The organism is Metabacillus sp. KUDC1714, assembly GCF_014217835.1.
Classification (GTDB): Bacteria; Bacillota; Bacilli; order Bacillales; family Bacillaceae; genus Metabacillus; species Metabacillus rhizosphaerae.
In genome coordinates, this window is sequence record NZ_CP055263.1 from 2,207,049 (window position 1) to 2,225,000 (window position 17,952).

General features: G+C 36.4%; 20 protein-coding genes and 8 tRNA genes. 26 read left to right on the forward strand and 2 right to left on the reverse strand.

Annotated features, from left to right (window positions below; translation table 11 throughout):
• Nucleotides 1–24: 24 nt before the first annotated feature.
• From uvsE to HUW50_RS10535, 3 genes are all read left to right on the forward strand, one after another.
• Nucleotides 25–990: a UV DNA damage repair endonuclease UvsE gene (gene uvsE / locus HUW50_RS10525; protein WP_185653893.1), complete on the forward strand. Its 966-nt coding sequence runs from the start codon at nucleotides 25–27 to the stop codon at nucleotides 988–990.
• A gap of 146 nt (nucleotides 991–1,136) precedes the next feature.
• Nucleotides 1,137–1,616: a PH domain-containing protein gene (locus tag HUW50_RS10530; protein WP_185653894.1), complete on the forward strand. Its 480-nt coding sequence runs from the start codon at nucleotides 1,137–1,139 to the stop codon at nucleotides 1,614–1,616.
• Nucleotides 1,603–3,048, forward strand: coding sequence for a PH domain-containing protein (locus HUW50_RS10535; RefSeq protein WP_185653895.1), 1,446 nt, complete (start codon nucleotides 1,603–1,605; stop codon nucleotides 3,046–3,048). The genes HUW50_RS10530 and HUW50_RS10535 overlap by 14 nt, the downstream gene beginning before the upstream one ends.
• A gap of 125 nt (nucleotides 3,049–3,173) precedes the next feature.
• Here the strand turns inward: HUW50_RS10535 and HUW50_RS10540 are convergent, their stop codons facing one another.
• Nucleotides 3,174–3,899, reverse strand: a complete 726-nt coding sequence (locus HUW50_RS10540; RefSeq protein ID WP_185653896.1) for a rhomboid family intramembrane serine protease — start codon at nucleotides 3,897–3,899, stop codon at nucleotides 3,174–3,176.
• Nucleotides 3,900–4,319: 420 nt separating this feature from the next.
• Here HUW50_RS10540 and acpS point away from each other — a divergent pair, with 420 nt between their 5' ends.
• From acpS to HUW50_RS10610, 14 genes are all read left to right on the forward strand, one after another.
• Nucleotides 4,320–4,682, forward strand: a complete 363-nt coding sequence (gene acpS, locus HUW50_RS10545) for a holo-ACP synthase (protein ID WP_066332161.1) — start codon at nucleotides 4,320–4,322, stop codon at nucleotides 4,680–4,682.
• A 439-nt stretch (nucleotides 4,683–5,121) separates the two neighbouring features.
• The gene (locus HUW50_RS10550) at nucleotides 5,122–6,141 is read left to right on the forward strand and encodes an outer membrane lipoprotein-sorting protein (RefSeq protein ID WP_066332455.1); all 1,020 of its coding nucleotides are present in this window, start codon (nucleotides 5,122–5,124) and stop codon (nucleotides 6,139–6,141) included.
• A gap of 451 nt (nucleotides 6,142–6,592) precedes the next feature.
• Complete coding sequence (gene alr / locus HUW50_RS10555; protein ID WP_066332150.1) at nucleotides 6,593–7,762, forward strand: alanine racemase; 1,170 nt, start codon at nucleotides 6,593–6,595, stop codon at nucleotides 7,760–7,762.
• A 469-nt stretch (nucleotides 7,763–8,231) separates the two neighbouring features.
• The gene (locus HUW50_RS10560) at nucleotides 8,232–8,513 is read left to right on the forward strand and encodes a CopG family ribbon-helix-helix protein (RefSeq protein ID WP_026562079.1); all 282 of its coding nucleotides are present in this window, start codon (nucleotides 8,232–8,234) and stop codon (nucleotides 8,511–8,513) included.
• 4 nt (nucleotides 8,514–8,517) lie between these two features.
• A complete protein-coding gene (gene ndoA / locus HUW50_RS10565) occupies nucleotides 8,518–8,868 on the forward strand; it encodes a type II toxin-antitoxin system endoribonuclease NdoA (RefSeq protein ID WP_026562078.1) in 351 nt (116 codons plus the stop codon).
• Nucleotides 8,869–9,065: 197 nt separating this feature from the next.
• A complete protein-coding gene (locus tag HUW50_RS10570) occupies nucleotides 9,066–9,896 on the forward strand; it encodes an STAS domain-containing protein (protein WP_066332142.1) in 831 nt (276 codons plus the stop codon).
• Between the two features lie 3 nt (nucleotides 9,897–9,899).
• On the forward strand, nucleotides 9,900–10,262 hold the full coding sequence (locus HUW50_RS10575) for an STAS domain-containing protein (protein WP_066332137.1): 363 nt from the start codon (nucleotides 9,900–9,902) through the stop codon (nucleotides 10,260–10,262).
• A 3-nt stretch (nucleotides 10,263–10,265) separates the two neighbouring features.
• Nucleotides 10,266–10,667, forward strand: coding sequence for an anti-sigma regulatory factor (locus HUW50_RS10580; protein WP_066332128.1), 402 nt, complete (start codon nucleotides 10,266–10,268; stop codon nucleotides 10,665–10,667).
• A gap of 10 nt (nucleotides 10,668–10,677) precedes the next feature.
• Complete coding sequence (locus HUW50_RS10585) at nucleotides 10,678–11,685, forward strand: PP2C family protein-serine/threonine phosphatase (RefSeq protein WP_066332120.1); 1,008 nt, start codon at nucleotides 10,678–10,680, stop codon at nucleotides 11,683–11,685.
• Between the two features lie 55 nt (nucleotides 11,686–11,740).
• Nucleotides 11,741–12,073 carry an anti-sigma factor antagonist gene (locus HUW50_RS10590; RefSeq protein WP_066332111.1) on the forward strand — a complete coding sequence of 111 codons (333 nt, stop codon included), beginning with the start codon at nucleotides 11,741–11,743 and terminating at the stop codon, nucleotides 12,071–12,073.
• The gene (rsbW, locus tag HUW50_RS10595; RefSeq protein WP_066332103.1) at nucleotides 12,070–12,552 is read left to right on the forward strand and encodes an anti-sigma B factor RsbW; all 483 of its coding nucleotides are present in this window, start codon (nucleotides 12,070–12,072) and stop codon (nucleotides 12,550–12,552) included. The genes HUW50_RS10590 and rsbW overlap by 4 nt, the downstream gene beginning before the upstream one ends.
• Nucleotides 12,518–13,309, forward strand: a complete 792-nt coding sequence (sigB, locus tag HUW50_RS10600; protein WP_066332098.1) for an RNA polymerase sigma factor SigB — start codon at nucleotides 12,518–12,520, stop codon at nucleotides 13,307–13,309. The genes rsbW and sigB overlap by 35 nt, the downstream gene beginning before the upstream one ends.
• Nucleotides 13,306–13,905 carry a PP2C family serine/threonine-protein phosphatase gene (locus HUW50_RS10605; protein ID WP_066332097.1) on the forward strand — a complete coding sequence of 200 codons (600 nt, stop codon included), beginning with the start codon at nucleotides 13,306–13,308 and terminating at the stop codon, nucleotides 13,903–13,905. The genes sigB and HUW50_RS10605 overlap by 4 nt, the downstream gene beginning before the upstream one ends.
• Nucleotides 13,906–14,060: 155 nt before the next feature.
• The gene (locus HUW50_RS10610) at nucleotides 14,061–16,223 is read left to right on the forward strand and encodes a Tex family protein (RefSeq protein ID WP_066332095.1); all 2,163 of its coding nucleotides are present in this window, start codon (nucleotides 14,061–14,063) and stop codon (nucleotides 16,221–16,223) included.
• A gap of 15 nt (nucleotides 16,224–16,238) precedes the next feature.
• Here the strand turns inward: HUW50_RS10610 and cmpA are convergent, their stop codons facing one another.
• Entirely contained in the window at nucleotides 16,239–16,352 is a 114-nt protein-coding gene (cmpA, locus tag HUW50_RS10615; protein ID WP_156177859.1) for a cortex morphogenetic protein CmpA, read from the reverse strand.
• Between the two features lie 97 nt (nucleotides 16,353–16,449).
• On the opposite strand from cmpA, the gene HUW50_RS10620 reads away from it, so the two are divergent.
• From HUW50_RS10620 to HUW50_RS10660, 9 genes are all read left to right on the forward strand, one after another.
• Nucleotides 16,450–16,908: a SprT family protein gene (locus tag HUW50_RS10620; RefSeq protein WP_066332452.1), complete on the forward strand. Its 459-nt coding sequence runs from the start codon at nucleotides 16,450–16,452 to the stop codon at nucleotides 16,906–16,908.
• A 130-nt stretch (nucleotides 16,909–17,038) separates the two neighbouring features.
• Nucleotides 17,039–17,113 (forward strand) — tRNA-Asn (locus HUW50_RS10625).
• 3 nt (nucleotides 17,114–17,116) lie between these two features.
• Nucleotides 17,117–17,207, forward strand: a tRNA-Ser gene (locus HUW50_RS10630).
• Nucleotides 17,208–17,213: 6 nt separating this feature from the next.
• Nucleotides 17,214–17,285 (forward strand) — tRNA-Glu (locus HUW50_RS10635).
• A gap of 88 nt (nucleotides 17,286–17,373) precedes the next feature.
• Nucleotides 17,374–17,450, forward strand: a tRNA-Asp gene (locus HUW50_RS10640).
• A 124-nt stretch (nucleotides 17,451–17,574) separates the two neighbouring features.
• Nucleotides 17,575–17,649: transfer RNA gene (locus HUW50_RS10645), tRNA-Gln, on the forward strand.
• Nucleotides 17,650–17,678: 29 nt separating this feature from the next.
• Nucleotides 17,679–17,754, forward strand: a tRNA-Lys gene (locus tag HUW50_RS10650).
• Between the two features lie 12 nt (nucleotides 17,755–17,766).
• Nucleotides 17,767–17,852 (forward strand) — tRNA-Leu (locus HUW50_RS10655).
• A gap of 12 nt (nucleotides 17,853–17,864) precedes the next feature.
• A tRNA-Leu gene (locus HUW50_RS10660) sits at nucleotides 17,865–17,950 on the forward strand.
• Nucleotides 17,951–17,952: the final 2 nt, after the last annotated feature.

Consider the following 17,952-nt stretch of genomic DNA (forward strand, 5'->3'; position numbering starts at 1 on the left):
GATTCCTCAAGAGGTGAATGATCTATGACAATTGTAAGATTAGGCTATGTGGCGATGAGTATGAATCTTCAAAATTGTTCTCCATCAAAAACGATGACATTTACTCAGTTTGAAAAAATTAAAGATAGAGAAGCAGCGATAGCAAAGCTCGAAAAAATAGCCAAGAATAATATAGCAAACTGCCTTAGACTGTTAAAACATAGTGTTGCAAATGACGTCCGTTTTTTTCGATTAAGCTCTAAGTTGATACCTTTAGCTAATCATGATGAGCTTCATGATTGGCATTACATGAACAACTTATATGACGGGTTAGGTGAAATTGCAGATTTTTTAGATGCTCACCAAATGAGGGTTGATTTCCATCCGGATCATTTTGTTGTACTTAATTCCTCAAATTCAGAGATTGTTAAAATGTCATTAAAGACTTTGCGGATGCATGAGCAGCTTTTAAAGGGAATGAGAATTAATCCCGAGCACCGATGTGTTTTACATATAGGTGGAGCATATGATGATAAAGAAAAAGCTTTAGAACAGTTTATCCATAATTGGGGGCTAGTTCCTGTATCACTACAAAAAATGTTGATGCTTGAAAATGATGATACAACGTTTAACATGAATGATGCCTTATACTTATGTGAAAAGCTAGGAGTTCCACATGTGTTTGATTATCATCATCATTTGGCCTATCACGATGAATCCGATTGGGAACAGCATTGGGGGAGAGTGGTGAACACATGGGAAGGATCTAGATTACCTGTTAAAATGCATATTTCAAGTCCAAAAAATGAAAAGGAATTTCGAGCACATTCTGATTATATTGACGTTCAAATGTTTATGGATTTCTTAACATCGATAAAAGGAAGTGTGAATAGAGTTGATTGTATGATTGAAGCTAAACAAAAGGACAATGCTCTTTTTCAATTAGTTCATGATTTAAAAAAGTATGGTGAAATAAAGTGGATTGATAAGGCTTCATTTGAAATAGATTAAGGCCAAATAGGCTTAGATAGCTATATAATGCTTGACCATATACAATTGAATTAAAATGTAAATGATCCCATTATGCTATAATTAAATGGGATTATTTACATTTTATTAAATAAAATAACAGCTGCTTTATAAAGGGGAGAGAAGGATTGAGAGGTCTACCTAAAAATCAAATTAGTTTGAAGGCACTAACTGTTTGGAGACTCAGTGCTATTATTAGTGCTGTTGTTTGTCTGTTGGTCGTAATATCAGTAGGAGTAGGTGCCTATTTTCTAGAACTGCCATATTGGATTACGGTAATAGTTGCAATGATTTGGCTTATATATTCTTTAATTGCAATTTTTGTTGTTCCTAAAATTCGACACCGAGTTTGGCGATATGAGGTACATGAACATGAGATCGATCTTCAGTATGGTCTTTTCATTATTAAACGAGTTCTAGTACCGATGGTAAGAGTTCAGCATGTTGATACACACCAAGGTCCCTTATTACGAAAATACCAATTAGCATCAATTGAGATTTCAACTGCTGCTACGAAGCATGAAATACCTGCTCTTGATATAAAAGAAGCGGACCTTTTGAGAGATCATATATCAAGGCTAGCAAGGGTGACAGATGAAGATGTTTGAGCCAAAGCGAATACATCCTGTAGGAATGATATTAAGCTTTTTAAAGATTATTAAATCATATATTCTCCCAGTCATTCTTTTCTTTTTCTTTGGTAATAATGAATTTAACCTATATTTTATCATTGGTGCCAGTTGTTTATTTGTCATTATTGTTGTAACGAGTATTTTGGATTGGTGGAAATTCACCTATTGGATTGAGGATGGAGAACTTAGGATTAAGCATGGTCTTTTTATTAAGAAAAAACGCTATATTCCAATTGAGAGAATACAATCAATTAACACAACTGCTGGAATCATCCAACAGATTTTTCAGCTAGTAAAGGTGCAAATTGAAACAGCTGGCGGTGGATTGGAAGCTGAGGCTGTCCTAACTGCGATAAAAAAACAAGAGGCAGATCGAATACAAAATGCGATCGCGATGCATAAAAGGGATGTTTCAAAGCAAATTGAAAATCAAGATGTAGATCAAAATGAAGAAAAACCCCAACTTCCAACTTTCAAGATGGAACCAAAGGATTTGTTTGTTGCTGCTTCAACCTCAAGTGGTATTGGTGTTATTATCTCTGCAATTGCGGCCTTTTTTTCGCAATTTGATGAATTTATTCCATATGAAGATCTACTAGACCGATTTGAAATTCTTACGAATGCAAGCTTTACTTTATATGCTGTGCTAGTTTTTATCGCCTTTTTTATTGCCTGGATTTTAAGTATTATTGGTGTGTTATTAAAGTATGCCTATTTTACAGTTATAAAAGCTGAAAATGAACTTAGAATTTCAAGTGGGATTTTTGAAAAACGTCAAGTATCTATTCCGATTTCACGTATTCAAGCAATTAGAATTGTACAAAATCCTTTGAGACAGCTTTTAGGGTATGCAACAGTTTATATTGAAAGTGCAGGAGGTAGTGCTGGGGACGAGGGAGCTTCAACAATTTTATTTCCGGTTGTCCCTAAAAAGGCAATTTCCTCGCTATTATCACAATATCTCCCATTATTTGAAAATAGTGAAAAAATGCAACGATTGCCGAAAAGGTCGATACAACGGTACATGTTTAGAAAAATTATACCTGCTCTGATAATATGCATTCCAGTTTCTTATTTTCTAGCACCTTGGGGGTTTTTGTCGTTAATCCTAATTCCAATCAGTGCGTATTGGGGATATTTCTCCTATAAAGATGCAGGTTGGAACATAAAAGGAAACCAAATACAATTAGGATTTCGTATTATCTCAAAAACAACAGTTCTTATTCATCGAAATAGACTGCAATCCTTTAAGAGTAAAACGTCATATTTTCAAAGAAGAAAATCGCTACAAACATTTGAGGTTTGGATAAAATCAGGGATAATTGGCAGGCATTTTACTATTAAGGATTTAGAAGAAAATGATCTTTCCCAATTAGGCAACTGGTATTCATACTCAAGGGAGAAATAGCCCTAACGAAGCCAAGGTTTTAGAATAGGGTTAAAAGAACACAATCGTCCTATAATTAACAAAAACCAAAACAGATACAGTCTTAATAACTGTATCTGTTTTGGATTTTCGTGTATTCATTTCCTTTAGGAGAATCGGAAGAAGATCCCGATAAGTATTAATAAACCAAAGATTATCCATATTACATGCTTTCCTTTTACTTGCTTTATCGAAAATCTAGAAGTACTTGGACTAGAAGTATAATATGTTTGGTGAACAAACTGGCCTCTCTTTTTAATGAAAAACGGAGCTAAGGCGAAGCCACCTAAAAAACCAAAGATGTGAGCTACAATGTTTATATTAGAGTTAAAAAATGTCATAACTAGCCCGATAACTAAAATACTTATAATAACTTGTGAATTCGCTTGATCGATTATACCTTTTCGGAAGTACACCATGAATAGATATACACCAAATAAGCCGAAAATTGCACCTGAAGCTCCTAGATGTGAATATTGTTGAGGTTCTAACAGATAAGTTGCAATATCAGCAATAAGGCCAGAACCTAAATAAATAAAAATGAAATTACGCTTTTTTAACATTTTCTCTAATGTAGGAGCAAATAAGATCAAGGAAACCGTATTAAAGAAAAGGTGACCAAAGCTAATATGTAAAAAGATAGGTGTAACAAGCCTCCAATACTCTCCATTTGCAATTCCTGCATTATATCCATCTAATAAACGCAAGATAATTTGAACTGAGGGAATTGGTAGTTGAAATAGTAGCCAAAATAAAATGTGAATACCAACAAGAATAGAAACTACTGGGTATAACTGAAGAAAGGTTCGAAAGCTTTCTGTCCTAGTAAACATCGTTTTCCTCCTTTACAGATATTTGTTAGGGAAAGTTTAATTGGCTAGGGGCTGACAACAATGGCGATTCTTCTTATCGTTTAGGGAATTATAAAATCCTTGAACTGTGGATAAGCGCACGAGATCCAGCTCCAGCGCCTATCGCCTATCAAACTTCAGATCATCTCCCTACGATAAGTCAACATCGGTTCGCTTCGCTTACCGTGTTTCCTTTATCTCAGTCGATGCTCCTCCAGTTTGTACGGCGATGACCAAGGCGCTTGCGCTTTTCATATTTCCTGCAGCATTTTTAATCTAAGGATCAGTAAGTTACAATTAGATTATAAAATAAGAGTAAAGTACTGTTTCATACTAACACGGATATGTACGAGTTATCCAAAATAGTACAATTAAAGGGTTTTTGGAAGGTGTTGTTTAAATATGATAGTTGGAATTGGTTTAGATATTATTGAACTTGATCGGATTAGAAGAATTGTTGAGCGTCAACCAGGATTTATTAAGAGGATTCTAACAATAAATGAAATTGAAAAATTCACTACTCTTTCCAAGGAAAGAAAAGTAGAATTTTTAGCAGGACGTTTTGCTGTAAAAGAGGCATTATCTAAAGCTTTAGGAACAGGCATAGGTGAAGAGATAAGTTTCCAGGATATTGAAGTAATGAATAATGAAAAGGGAAAGCCGATTATTCAACTCCTTAAAGAATTCTCACAGTCTTCTACCATTCATGTCTCTATAACACACACTCGTCAATATGCTGCTGCGCAGGTAGTTTTAGAAAGATAGGGTTTGAATACATACGATTAATACTAAGGAATTACAGTAAATGCCCATAAAAGTCGATTGGTCTAGCATCTCTCATACGAGGTGCTCTTTTTTTATATGTCGTTAACAGGGCGCTTCCGCTTTTGAATTTGTATAGCTCCAGCGCCTAGCCCCTCGGGGTCATAAGACGTTCACGTATTGAAGGCAAAGAGCGCCTTCTATACGTGAACGTCTTATGCCTGTCGGATCTGTTCGAGGCGCTTCCGCTTTTAAAATTTGTCTGCATATTTGGAAAGTTTGTCTCATATATTTGGTTATGCGATAGGGAAGACAAGTTGTTTTTGGAGTTCATCTTTTGATTACTGGCTTAAAATTCAAAGTTTTAGAGTCTAGTTAAGGTGAGGTCTAGCGAATGATTTCTTCCATTTTAACGTTATATGAGGCAAAGGGGTTGAAAATGTTGAAAAAAAGCTTGGTTTTATTTTTAGTAGGGCTTTTAACAGTACTCGTCCTTGCGGGGTGTGGCGAGAAATCACAGGCAGATGTAGTTCAAGCGTTAGAAAAGAAGATTGAAGAAATGTCGGGGTATAAGGCTAAAGGAAAGATGACACTTCAAACTGGTAGTGAGCCACAAGAGTATGAGATTGAAATTTGGCACAAAGGTCCTACGTATTACAGAGTGAACCTAAAAAATTCACAAAAGGAACAAAGCCAAATGATTTTACGAAATGACGAAGGTGTGTTTGTGTTAACTCCAGCACTTAATAAAAGCTTCCGTTTCCAAAGTGACTGGCCGCAAAATAGTAGTCAAGCATACCTTTACGAATCTTTAGTAAAAGATATTTTAAATGATCCAGAGGCGAAATTTAAGGTAGCTGAAGATAAATATGTTTTTGAAACAAAAACAAATTATCAAAACAACAAAATGCTGCCAACTCAAGAGATAACTTTTAATAAAAAGGATTTAGCTCCTTCAATGGTTAAAGTCATGGATACAGATCGAAATCCACTTGTTGTTGTAGAATTTTCTAGCTTTGAGTTCAATGCTTCGTTTGATGAGAATTCATTTGACGTAGAGAAAAATATGTCAAGTGCTCAAATAGAAGTTCCAACAATGGCAACGGGAGATCGTGAACCGTTTGCGGTTAAGTATCCTCTAGAACAGCCAAATGGTGTTAAATTACTAGAGGAAACTGAAGTAGAAACTGAAAATGGGAAACGTGTTATCCTAACATTTGGTGGTGAAAAGTCTTTCACTTTAATTCAAGAAAGTGCTGAAATTGCAACTCCTGCTTCTGCATCAACATCAACATTTGTTAATGGTCATCCTGCCGATCTAGGATTTACAATTGGTGCTTTGTCAGAATCTACTTTAACATGGTCACACGATGGAGTTGACTATATGCTAGCTTCTGAAGATTTATCAGAAGAGGAAATGATAATGGTTGCGAAATCTGTTCAAGGTCAAGCAGCAAAATAAATGATTCGGGTGGCGGAATCCACCCGATTTTTTACTGCAGGAAATTATAAAATTCTTGTACTGTGGATAATCGCACGACATCCAGCTCCAGCGCCTAGCCCCTCTAGGGTCTAGCTAATTTAAAATTGAAGACAAAGGACGCCTTCTATTCTAAATTAGCTTATTTGAGGCTGATAAAGGCACTTGCGCTTTTGTTCTCGTTTATTAGGATCAATAAAAGTTTGTACCTTGAGCTTTTTGGGGGTTAAATAAACACTCATGAATTGGAGGCGAAAAACACCGAGAATTCATAAGTGTCTTGTTTGCCTGGAACTTTCATAGTTATTATGCTTTTCTTAACGTGACTAATTTACCACATCCTCATTTTTTTATTCTTGACTATTTGACATTTCCATAGTGAAGTCGAGATAATTAATCTAGTTGTTAAGTTTTGATGAGGAAGTGGAGTAAGATGCAGCATGAATTTTATCGTGATACTTGGGTTGAAGTTAATTTAGATGCAATAACGCATAATGTAAAAGCAATGAAACATCATATTGGAGAGAACGTAGAGATCATTGCAGTGGTAAAAGCAAACGGGTATGGACATGGTGCTTACCAAGTTGCAAAAACTGCACTTGATGCTGGTGCATCTATATTAGCTGTGGCCTTTTTAGATGAAGCTATAGCTTTAAGAAATTCAGGTATACATGCGCCAATTTTAGTATTGGGTGCGACTAGAGCAGAAAATGTTGATCTAGCTATTAAGTACAATATTACGTTAACTGTCTTCTCATTGGAATGGTTATATGAAGCTAAGCAATATATACAAAAGGATACAATTAATCTCCATATAAAGCTTGATACTGGAATGGGCCGATTAGGGGTCAGAAATGCTGAGGATCTTGCTTCTTTAATGACATTTGTCTCAGGATCATCTCTTTTTGCAATAACAGGTATTTATACTCATTTTGCAACAGCAGATGAAATTGATCTTCAATATTTTAATAATCAGTATGAAAAATTCCTGGAACTAATAGATAGTATTTCACATGAAAATATACTAGTGCACTGTGGGAATAGTGCTACAGGTCTTCGTTTCCCCGGTAAACTATTTAATGCTGTTAGACTTGGAATTTCAATGTATGGATTATCCCCTTCATTAGAAATAAAAAACGAGTTACCTTATTCTTTACAAGAAGCGTTTGCCTTACAGACCAAGTTAGTGCATGTTAAGAAGGTTCCGAAAGGTACAAAAGTAAGTTATGGAGCAACCTATGAAGCGAGAGAAGATGAATGGATTGGAACACTTCCAATCGGATATGCTGATGGTTGGCTAAGAAGTTTAAAGAATTCAGAAGTATTAGTTGATGATAACCGTGTAGAATTAGTCGGAAGGATCTGTATGGATCAATGTATGGTGAAGCTTCCATATAAACTTCCTGTTGGCACAAAAGTAACATTGATCGGCAAACAAAATAATGAACGAATTTCGGTTGATGAAGTGGCAGAACGACTTGATACAATAAATTATGAGGTAACTTGTATGATAACTTCACGTGTTCCGCGAATGTTTTTTAGAAATAAGAGTATAATTGATGTGAGCAATCCTCTTATAACGAATATGACCAAAGAATGTTAAGATGTGAAATGCTATCATAAAAATGAATAAATAACCTATACATGACGATAATAGAGGATGGAATAGGCTTAGCAAGTAAATTTCACTTATACTTTCATTGTTCAATATAACCGTTTGATCATCTAGATGTTGATCAAACAATAATTTGGATAGAGAGTATGTTTTTAAGCTGGCTGAACAGGCGCTTCCGCTTCAGATAGTACAAAAGTAAAACGCTGTACTTAGTTTGGTGTCTAGCTCCAGCGCCTAGCGCCTAATGAACTTCACACTCCTCCTTACGATAAGTCAACATCGAATCGCTATCGCTCTTCGTGTTTCCTTTATCTCATACGGAGTGCTCCAGTTCATACGTCGCTGAACAGGCGCTTTCGCTTTTCTTTGTGAAAAAGCTTTGCTTCTAGGGCAGTAAATGTTATTATTGAATTTGGAATGGAATATAGGATGGTAAGTTTGGTGGAGGTGTATGTTTGTGTCTGAGTCCAGCGCAACAACAGAAATCTTAATTCAGTTACCTCAAGCATTAGTATCAGAATTGGATGGACTGGTTAAACAGGAGAACGGGAACAGAAATGAGCTTATTTATCAAGCGACGAAGATGTATATTCGTGAGCGTAAAAAGCGACAAATTCGCGAATCTATGAGACGTGGTTACATGGAGATGGCGAAAATTAATCTAAACATTGCATCTGAAGCATTTCTGGCAGAATCTGAGGCTGATCATACCGTTGAACGCTTAGTAAGCGGGGGTTAATCATTTGATTGTTAAACGCGGTGACGTATATTTTGCGGATCTGTCCCCTGTTGTAGGATCGGAGCAAGGTGGCGTACGTCCTGTATTAATTATCCAAAATGATATTGGAAACCGCTTTAGTCCTACAGTTATTATAGCGGCAATTACGGCCCAAATTCAAAAAGCAAAGTTGCCAACTCATGTTGAGATTGATGCAAAGCGTTACGGATTTGAAAGGGATTCTGTGATCCTACTTGAACAGATTCGAACGATTGATAAGCAAAGGCTTACTGATAAAATTACCCATCTTGACGATGAAATGATGGATAAGGTAGATGAAGCCTTGCAAATAAGCTTAGGACTTATTGATTTTTAGCGATAATTAAAAATAAAATATGCTAATACGTAAAATAAAAAGGTTGCTAATTAAGGCAGCCTTTTTATTTTTATCTAGCTTTCATCATAACAGATATAAAAGGAGTATTTAGGGTATTTCTTTTTTTAGGACAAATAAGTCGGTATAATTAAATAGGGGGATATATTTCTCGTTATATATAAGGAGGAGTTACCATAATGAACAAAGCATCAAACCCATTCTTCGAGTTTATTCAGGTAAATCGCGAAGAATTGATTAATAAGTGGACTGATAGAATGAAAGATCTTGATGATCAAAAAAACTTAACTGTTATATCTGATAAATTATATACAAACATTTGTAATGAATATTTTAATATAGTATTAACTAATGTTAATAGTCTTGGGGAAGAGGTAACTAGTAAAATTGAGTACTTTTCTCAAAAAATTGTTCAGTTAGGTTGGTCATTAAAATACATATCAACTGGATTATCTGAATTGAACAAAATTCTTTTTGAGATGATGACAGTAAATAATACGGAAGAAGAGAAGATGAATCTTGTGTGGGCATTTGATAAATGGATTGCTCCTATTAATAGTGAGGTGCTGCATCAATATGCATCATCTTGGGAAAGAACAGTATCCCTTCAAAAAATAGCTCTTCAGGAATTATCAGCACCATTGATTCCTGTTTTTGATAATATTACGGTTATGCCTTTAGTAGGAACTATAGATACTGAAAGAGCTAAGCGGATTATGGAGAACATTCTACAAGGAGTTGTCAAGCATCGAGCTGAAGTTGTTTTAATCGATATTACGGGTGTGCCAGTTGTTGATACAATGGTTGCCCATCACATCATTCAAGCATCTGAAGCGGTTAGACTTGTAGGTGCAAAATGCTTGCTTGTTGGGATAAGACCAGAAATTGCGCAAACAATCGTAAATTTAGGTATTGACTTAAGCCAAGTAATTACTAAAAATAGTTTACAAAAAGGTATTGAATCTGCGTTAGAGATGACGAATCGTCAAATTGTTTCAATGGAGGAATAGCAAATGAATGCTAGAATACCAATATTAAAGCTATATAATTGTCTACTAATATCCATTCAATGGGAGCTTGATGACCAAACTGCGCTTCAATTTCAAGAAGATCTACTTCATAAGATTCATGAAACGGGAGCGAATGGGGTTGTTATTGATTTAACGTCAGTTGATGTTATCGATTCTTTCATTGCCAAGGTACTCGGTGATGTTATTAGTATGTCAAGGTTAATGGGTGCAAAAGTTGTTTTAACAGGAATACAGCCTGCTGTTGCGATTACATTGATTGAATTAGGCATTCATTTGGAGGATGTTGAAACAGCTTTAGATTTAGAAAAAGGGCTTGAAACATTACAGCGGGAGTTGGGGGAGTAAAGCATGGAAAACCAATCCTGTGTCAAAATTGTCACCGAATGGGACATAGTTGCAGCCCGACAACTTGGTCGGAATGTAGCAAAAGAGCTTGGATTCGGTACAGTTGATCAAGCAAGAATAACAACTGCAATTTCAGAACTTGCTCGAAATATTTATTTATATGCAGGACAAGGCGAAATGCGAATAGATCGCATCTATGACCTAGGTAAAAAAGGTTTAAAAATCACAGCCGTTGATAAAGGGCCGGGAATACCAGATATCCGAAAAGTGATGGAAGATGGGTTTTCGACATCGGGAGGATTAGGTGCTGGATTACCAGGAGTTAGACGATTAATGGATGAATTTGATATAACTTCCTCAGTCGGAGATGGTACAGATATTAAGGCAGTGAAATGGCTTCGTTAGGAGGACATAAATGGATTATCGTGATTTTTTAGAAACGAAATATCGAGAGCTTTTAAGAAATTACTTAAATGAACAAACTGAAACTGCGCTATATCAAGGTCAGAAGTTTAGTAGAAAAACAATCGAACACCAAATACCACCTGAAGAGATCGTCAGTACTCATCGAAACGTCCTGCAAGAACTCTTTCCGGATATCCAAAGTGAGGTTCTTTCTTCATTGGACTTCTTACTAGAAGTGATGATGGGATATGGGCTTGCTTATCAGGAGCATCAGAGCTTGCGTGATCAACAATTAGAAATAAGATCAGAGATTCAGATTGCTGCAAATGTTCAACAAACATTACTTGAAACATCAATACCATCAACAGCTTCATTAGATATTGGGGCAATAAGTATCCCAGCTAAACAGATGAATGGAGACTATCATCACTTTGTTGAAGATGACCAAGGAATCAGTATAGCGGTTGCAGATGTTATTGGTAAAGGGATACCTGCAGCATTATGTATGTCTATGATTAAATATTCGATGGACAGCTTTCCAGAATCACGTAGAAATCCTAATCAAATATTAGAGAACCTGAATAGAGTTGTTGAACGAAATGTAGATCCTAGTATGTTTATTACTATGTTTTATGGTATGTATAATACGATTGACCATATATTTACATATGCATCTGCTGGCCATGAACCAGGATTCTTTTATCATGCTGGGTCCGACTCATTTGAAGATTTGTATACGAAGGGACTAGTTTTAGGAATAGATCAGAACGTTAAATATATTCAGTACCAAAAAAACATAGATCCTGGGGATATGATTGTCCTTTTATCTGATGGTGTAACGGAATCACGGACAGATGATGGGTTTGTTGAAAGGTCTGTTATTACAGATTCAATACGCCAATATAAAGATCTTTCTTCACAAGAAATCGTTGAAAAAATCTATCGAAACTTTGAAAAAATGCAGGATTTTCAACTTAGGGATGATTTTACTTTAATTATTTTAAGAAGAATGGTTTAATGTTTTTCTATTGGGGTATGTAATAACATATTAGTTCTTTCTGAGGTGAAAACGGATGAATATTAAAGTAGATATAGACAAATTAGATGATAAGACGGTTGTTTTTGTTGCAGGTGAAATAGATGCATTCACAGCTCCAAAGCTAAGGGAAGCATTATTACCACTAGCCGAAGAGTTTAAATCAAAATTAATTGTAAATTTGAAAAATGTATCTTATATGGATAGTACGGGTTTAGGGGTATTTGTTGGTTTGTTAAAAATAATAAGAAAAAACGATGGTCATCTAAATCTTGTGGAGCTGTCAGATCGCTTGGAGCGCTTATTTAGTATAACCGGGCTAAATGACATCATTGATATATCTTCAAAATCAGAGGGTGGGGTACAATGAACCAATTAGTAGATTATATTGAAATGAAGGTTCCAGCGAAGCCAGAATATGTAGGAATAATCAGGTTAACCCTTTCTGGAATTGCTAGTAGAATGGGATATTCATATGATGATATAGAGGATTTGAAAATTGCAACTAGTGAAGCATGTACGAACGCTGTGCATCATGCCTATAAGAGTAATGAGGGTGGTGAAGTTGTTGTAGGGTTTGCTCTCTATGCTGACCGCCTCGAGGTAATGGTTGCTGATAATGGTAAAAGCTTTGATTTCGAAAAAGCCAAAAATGAACTTGGTCCTTATTCTGCTTCAAGCCCAGTTGACCAGCTTCCTGAAGGAGGGTTGGGTCTCTATTTGATGGAAACGCTCATGGATGAAGTCCGTGTTCTTCTTAACTCAGGTGTAACGGTCTTCATGACTAAGTACTTAAACGGGGAGCGGATAGATCATGGCACAACCATCTCAAACTATGAAGCTAACTAAAGAAGAGGTTAACGAGCTAATTATTGATTTTCAGCAAACAGAATGTAAGAGTGCACAATTAGCTCTTGTTGAACAATATACCGGCTTAGTAGATACGTTAGCTAAAAAGTATTCAAAAGGAAAGAGTTTCCATGAAGACCTTAGACAGGTAGGTATGATTGGTTTATTAGGTGCAATTAGAAGATATGACCCTACAATTGGAAAGCCATTTGAGGCTTTCGCTATTCCAACGATTATTGGGGAAATCAAGCGTTTCTTAAGAGATAAAACATGGAGTGTACATGTTCCGAGGCGGATTAAAGAATTAGGGCCGAAGATTAAAGCAGCAGTTGACACACTTACAAATGAAAATCAAAGATCTCCTAAAGTACAAGAAATAGCAGAATATTTAGATGTAACCGAAGAGGAAGTATTAGAAACAATGGAAATGGGTAAAAGCTATCAAGCTTTATCTGTTGATCATTCGATTGAAGCTGATTCTGAAGGCAGTACAGTTACCATTCTTGATATTGTAGGTTCTCAGGATAAAGGGTATGAAAAAGTAAACCAAAAGCTTTTATTACAAAGTGTTTTACACGTTTTGACAGAGAGAGAGAGAGAAATCATTGATTGTACGTTTATTATGAATAAAAGCCAAAAGGAAACGGGTGAACAGCTTGGTATCTCGCAAATGCATGTATCAAGACTACAGAGAAGAGCTATTCAAAAACTGAAAGATGCTCTATCAAAAGATATGCCTCCGGAGTTAAATCGATGATTGTTCACGAATCAAACAACTTTGTACATACACTAGCTTATCAAGTACCGAAAGAAGGAAAAGTCTGTTGTGGTGACAGCTTTTTTATAAAAGCAATGGATGATTACTTTATATGTGCTTTAGCAGACGGTTTAGGAAGTGGTGAATATGCAAATGAATCTTCCTCTGCTATAAGTACACTAGTTGAGAAGAATCATGATGAAGATGTAAATGTCTTAATTGATCTCTGTAATCAGGAGTTGAAGAATAAACGAGGTGCAACAGTCTCGATCTTAAAAATTAACTTCAAGAGTAATGAGTTTACATATAGTTCTGTGGGGAATATCCGCTTTTTACTCAGTTCACCATCCGGGTCCTTTATCTATCCTCTACCAATCTTAGGCTTTCTATCTGGCAAACCTCAAAAATATCGAACTCAGACGTACTCGTATGAAAAAGGATCGAAATTTATTATTCATACTGATGGTTTGGTATTACCAGCAGTCAAAACGTTACTTAATAAGGGGCAAACAGTAGAAGAGCTATCAAGATATTTAGATGAATATACCAAAAGCCGAAAAGATGACTTAACATATATAGTCGGTCAATTATTTTAGTGAGTTAAAATAATTGACCGACTATTATTTTTCGGAAAATGAGAGCTTAAACAGTTCAAATCTGACTAACTGTTTTAATTAAGTAACTATATTTGGTAAACTGTTTACATATGATCTGATAATGGTGAAAGAACTATTTAGTTGGAGGCTTAATGATGGTAGAAAAACGAGATCAAATTATGCAACAAATCAGTAAAGGATTAATGATAAATTTCAAGCAAGTAGCAAATGTAATAGGCTTACTTGAAGAAGGAAATACAGTTCCCTTTATTGCAAGGTATCGAAAAGAACAAACAGGTGCACTCGATGAGGTGCAAATTCGTGATATTTCTGAAAAGTGGACATACATACAAAATCTTGAAAATCGTAAAGAAGAAGTAATACGACTTATTGAAGAACAAGGAAAACTAACGGAACAACTCACTGCTGATATTAATAAATCAATGAAGCTTCAGCAGGTTGAAGATTTATACCGACCATATAAACAAAAAAGACGAACAAAGGCAACTGTTGCAAAAGAAAAAGGTCTCGAGCCATTTGCTGAATGGATTCTTCAATTACCAAGTCAGGGAGATATCGAGGAAAAGGCTAAAGAGTTCTTAAATGAAGAGAAAGAAGTGAACTCAGTAGAAGAGGCTATAAATGGTGCTAAGGATATCATTGCTGAGCAATTATCTGATGAACCGAAATATCGCCAGTGGATCCGCGATGTAACGTTTAAAAAGGGAATGATCTCTTCTGTGGTGAAAGATGAAGAGAAAGATGAAAAAAATGTATATGAGATGTATTACGAGTACGAAGAACCAATCCAAAAAATTGTTCCACATCGTGTACTTGCACTAAATCGTGGTGAAAAAGAAGAAATACTCCGTGTTTCCATACAGCCGCCACATGACCAAATTGTAGGTTACATTCAAAAACAAGAGTTAAAGGGTAAAGCCACGATTGTATATGACATCATGATAGAGACAATTGAAGATGCATATAAAAGACTAATTCAGCCATCTATAGAGAGGGAAATTAGAAAAGAGTTATCTGAAAAAGCCGAGGATCGTGCAATACATATATTCTCAGAAAATCTGAGGAATTTGCTTCTGCAGCCCCCTTTAAAAGGAAGAATGGTGTTAGGTGTAGACCCTGCATTTAGAACAGGGTGTAAATTAGCTATTGTTGATCAAACAGGAAAAATGCTTCACATCGGTGTTATATATCCTCACCCACCAGTAAATAAGAAGGAGCAAGCTGTAACAGCTATAAAGGATGTTTTGGCAAAGTATGATATAGAGGTAGTGGCAATTGGCAATGGAACTGCATCACGAGAAACGGAACAATTTATAGTAGATGTTTTAAAAGAAGTGCAAGGCGAAATATCTTACCTTATCGTAAATGAGGCAGGAGCAAGTGTATATTCTGCATCTGATTTAGCTAGAGAGGAATTTCCTGATTTGCAAGTAGAGGAGCGAAGCGCTGTATCCATTGCAAGAAGACTCCAAGATCCACTAGCTGAATTAGTGAAAATTGACCCGAAATCTGTTGGAGTTGGTCAATATCAGCATGATGTATCACAAAAGAAACTAAATGAATCATTAACATTTGTAGTTGAAACGGTTGTAAACCAAGTGGGAGTGAATGTAAACACAGCTTCTTCATCCTTACTCCAATATGTTGCAGGCTTAAGTAAAGCAGTCGCAAACAATGTTGTGAAAAAAAGAGATGAACTTGGGAGATTTTCTAGTCGAAAGCAATTGAAAGATATTCCGCGATTAGGAGCAAAAACATATGAGCAATGTATTGGGTTCTTAAGAGTGTTAGATGGTGATCAGCCATTAGATAGGACAGGCATTCACCCAGAACGTTACTCAGAGGTGAAAAAATTACTAGATCAATTAAACGCGTCCGTTTCTGATTTGGGTAGTGAACATTTAAAAGATAAAGTGACAAATATAAATTTAAAAGAAACGGCAGAGGTGCTTGCCATTGGTGAGCTAACCTTAAAAGATATATGTGATGCATTAATCCGTCCAGAAAGAGATCCTCGAGATGATGTAGCTAAACCGTTATTAAAGAAGGATGTATTAAAACTAGAAGATTTACAACAAGGAATGGAATTGCAAGGTACTGTACGTAATGTTGTTGATTTTGGAGCATTTGTAGACATAGGTGTTAAGCAAGACGGTCTTGTTCATATCTCAAAATTGAGCAAATCCTTTGTTAAACATCCACTTGACATTGTATCTGTCGGTGATGTCGTAACAGTGTGGGTAGATGATGTTGACTTTAAAAAGGGTAGAGTAGCCCTTGCAATGGTAAAGAGTTAAAAGGAAACACTGCTTTTAAGAGCAGTGTTTTTCTCTATAGAAAAACCAGCATTGATTAAGTAATTTGATTTGATAGCGATTTTTTTCGTAAAAAGCACGTTGCATTTGATTTTGTAACCATGATGGCATTGCTCATACCTCCTTATTCATTATAATGGAGTATGGGTGTTTATAATGTATGCAAAATGCTAGTACAGTGTTACCTTTAAATTTGGGGGAGTTTTTAGTGGATGATACAAAGCTTCAACAAATGGTTGAAGATATTTCTTTAACATATTTTCATAAACCGTTTAACCATCAAGCTACTTTTAATAAAAGACTTAGAACAACAGGTGGAAGATATTTATTAAGAAGCCACAATATTGATATTAACCCGAAATACTTACTTGAGCATGGTATCGATGAGATGGTTGGGATTATTAAACATGAACTTTGCCATTATCATTTACATATAGAAGGGAAAGGATATAAACATGGTGATCAGGATTTTAAAGAGCTACTTAAAAAAGTAGGAGCTCCAAGATTTTGTACACCTTTAAAAGGGGAACCAGAAACAAAAAAGGTTGTTCTGATTTATAAATGTAAGAGCTGTAATCAACTGTATACTAGAAAGAGAAGAGTTGATACAACTCGTTTAGTGTGTGGTAAATGTGGAGGTAAAATCTATCTTTACAAAAAGGGTTGACGGAGCCTATGATGCTGTGATAAATTATAAAAGCCGTCGCTGATGGCAACTAACTTACAGATTAAATTGAAATGGAGTCTTGACAGGACAACCTTTACTCAATATAATAAAAGAAGTCTGTAACAATTATTCCGCAGTAGCTCAGTGGTAGAGCTATCGGCTGTTAACCGATCGGTCGTAGGTTCGAGTCCTACCTGCGGAGCCATATGGGGAAGTACTCAAGTGGCTGAAGAGGCGCCCCTGCTAAGGGTGTAGGTCGCGCGAGCGGCGCGAGGGTTCAAATCCCTCCTTCTCCGCCATATTTCGGCCCGTTGGTCAAGCGGTTAAGACACCGCCCTTTCACGGCGGTAACACGGGTTCGAATCCCGTACGGGTCATTATCATATTGTGAAAAGTAGGAAGTGGGCGCACTTGCGAATATGCACAACGCTCACCTCCTATTTATTTCCACAAAATTCATCTGTTGGTCCGGTAGTTCAGTTGGTTAGAATGCCTGCCTGTCACGCAGGAGGTCGCGGGTTCGAGTCCCGTCCGGACCGCCATTATTTTCAAGATATTGGCAGAAAGAATAACTTGAAATGATGATGTGGATATGATAAAATTTAATTCTTGTTGTTTTAAGTGAGTGATAATCACTCAAACTATTATCTATTTGTAACATTTCAATGGGCTATAGCCAAGCGGTAAGGCATCGCACTTTGACTGCGACATGCGTTGGTTCGAATCCAGCTAGCCCAGCCATTTTTATACTAAATTACTCATTTTTGAATGAGCCATTAGCTCAGTTGGTAGAGCATCTGACTTTTAATCAGAGGGTCGAAGGTTCGAGTCCTTCATGGCTCACCATTTACACACCATGCGGGTGTGGCGGAATTGGCAGACGCGCTAGACTTAGGATCTAGTGTCCTTGTGACGTGGGGGTTCAAGTCCCTTCACCCGCACCATTGTTTTCATTCGCGGTCGTGGCGGAATGGCAGACGCGCTAGGTTGAGGGCCTAGTGGGGGCGACCCCGTGGAGGTTCAAGTCCTCTCGGCCGCACCAAA